General features: G+C 71.5%; 3 protein-coding genes. All 3 read left to right on the forward strand.

The annotated features are described in order from the left end of the window. The coding region (locus tag ACFE87_RS15595; RefSeq protein WP_375460567.1) for a YadA-like family protein at positions 1-1,153 on the forward strand (1,153 nt) is incomplete at its 5' end. Next, positions 1,147-1,788, forward strand: a complete 642-nt coding sequence (locus ACFE87_RS15600; RefSeq protein WP_375460568.1) for a hypothetical protein — start codon at positions 1,147-1,149, stop codon at positions 1,786-1,788. The genes ACFE87_RS15595 and ACFE87_RS15600, both read left to right, overlap by 7 nt. Position 1,789: 1 nt before the next feature. Beyond that, the gene (locus ACFE87_RS15605; protein WP_375460569.1) at positions 1,790-2,212 is read left to right on the forward strand and encodes a hypothetical protein; all 423 of its coding nucleotides are present in this window, start codon (positions 1,790-1,792) and stop codon (positions 2,210-2,212) included. The last annotated feature ends 86 nt before the right edge of the window (positions 2,213-2,298 follow it).

A 2,298-nucleotide genomic window follows, 5' to 3' on the forward strand; every position in this document is an offset into this window, starting at 1 on the left:
TGCGGCAGGGTCGACCGACGCCGTCAACGGGGGCCAGCTCTTCACGACCAACCAGGCCGTCGCGACGAACGCGCAGGCCATCGCGACCACCAACCAGCGTACCGCCGCGGCGCTTGGCGGCGGTGCGGGCGTGGACGCGAACGGGCTCCTCACCGCGCCGAGCTATCTGGTGCAGGGCGCGACCTACAACAATCTCGGCTCCGCGCTCGGCGTGCTCGACACGCAGACCACGACCAATACCGGCGACATCGCCACCAACCGGTCCAGCATCGCGGCCCTTCAAAGCGGGCAGACCGGCGTGTTCCGCGCCGACAACAGCGGCGGCGCGGCTCCCTCGAGCGCGAGCGGCGCGAACGCGGTTGCGGGCGGCTACGGCGCGAATGCCTCCGGCGGGAGCACGACGGCGCTCGGCACAGGGGCCCGGGCCACCCAGTTCGGCGCCACCGCCATCGGCGCGGGAGCGGTCGCGAGCGGAGACCCGACCACGGCGGTCGGGTTCAACGCCGCCGCGACGGGAGCCGAGGCCTCGGCCTTCGGGGCCTTCGCGCAGGCGACCGGCGACAACAGCACGGCGCTCGGCCGTTCGGCCAGTGCCGGCGGGAACGCGACGGCGATCGGCGTCGGGGCGACGGCCGGCCAGGCGGACAGCGTGGCGCTCGGCGCAGGCGTCACCACGACCCGGGCGAACCAGGTCGCGATCGGAACCGCGGGCCAGACCTACACCCTCGCCGGGATCGCCTCCGTGTCGAGCCTTGCGGCTCAATCCGGCCCGACCGGCTTCGTGACCACGGATGCGAACGGCAATCTCGCGGCAACCTCGATCGGGCCGGGAACCGTCGCGGCGCTCGAGGGCCGCGTCGGCTCGCTCGAGAACCGCGCCGCCTCCCTAGAGGGCAACGTGATCCAGCTCCGTCGCGACATGAAGCGCGGCTTCGAGGGCACGGCCATCGCCATGGCGATGGGCGGCGCCATCCTGCCCCCCGGCAAGAACTACGCGCTCTCGGGCGGATGGGGCACGTTCCGGGGCGAGAACGCCTTTGCCGTCTCGGGCGTGGCTCGGCTCAGCGACAACGTCTTCGCGCAGGGCGGGGTCGGGTTCGGGACCGACCGCGGCGGGGTGGGCGGTCGCGCCGGCCTGACCTTCGCGTGGTAGGTCCTCTCCCATCACGGCGGCGCGACGGGTCCGCCGCCGTCCGCCAGAGCGTGTTCCGGGCCTGCCTCGTCGCGCTCTCGTTCGCATCGGCGGTGGCGGCAGGCAACGCGCAGACGCCAGCCCCTGCCCAGCCGCCTCCGGTCGGGCAGCCCGTCCAGATCGACCGCAACGGCGTCCTGATCCTGATCCGCTCGACCCTGCTCGCGGTGGACCACGCCAACCGGACCGGGAATTACACGGTTTTGCGCGACCTCGGCGCGCCGGGCTTCCAGACCGGCAACACCGCCGCCCGGCTGGGCGAGATCTTCGCCAATCTCCGGGCCCAGAACCTGGACCTTTCCGGCGTCGCCGTGCTCGAGCCTCAGCTCACGGTGCTGCCTACCTCCGCGCCCGGCGGGATGATGCGGATGGCCGGCCTGTTTCCGTCCGTGCCGCTGCAAGTCAATTTCGAGATGATCTTCGCGCCGGTGGACGGGCGCTGGCGCCTGTTCGGGATCGGACTGAACCTCGGGCAGGCCGGCCCAACCGCACCGCCAGCACCTGAACCGCCGCCGCACGCGAAGCCCGAGACGAAGCCGGCGGGACCCGACAGGCCGGGAACCGGCCCGGGCTCCAATCTCCCTCCCCGGAGGTGAGGTGACCGGCGGGCTCGACCTCATCACCGGCATCCTGTTCGCGATCTTCAAGGCCGTCCCAGGACATTACCCGCCGTCTCGAAGCGCCCTGAGCGCCTTCGAAACCCGCCGCGTGACCTCGGTGAGGAACTTCCGATCCCGCGCGTCCTGGCCCCGTACAGACACGACGGCCTCGACACGCCCTCACCGCGCCGCGATCGCCACCCTCAATCCGAAGGCCCGCAGCGCGCCGGCCGATTTGGCGAACTTTGGCGCCCTATCGGCTGAGCAGCTTCGTCAGGGCGTCGTAGATCGTCTGCGCCTCGTGGCCGGGCTCTGGACCGTGGAACGGCAGGACTGCGTCCTCCGAAATCAGCACGCCGGCGGGCCGAGTCTTTCGACCGTCTCCCGGGTCATGTGCAAAGCCGCCCAGGCGTCCTCGTAGCCGTCTCGCCAGCGCTCGCGCTCGTCATCATCTAGAGCGGTTTCAGCTTACTCCGGTTCGTATCCAGCGGCTCTGAAGTAGTTGGC

The organism is uncultured Enterovirga sp., from assembly GCF_964242715.1.
In the GTDB taxonomy this organism is placed as follows: domain Bacteria; phylum Pseudomonadota; class Alphaproteobacteria; order Rhizobiales; family Beijerinckiaceae; genus Enterovirga.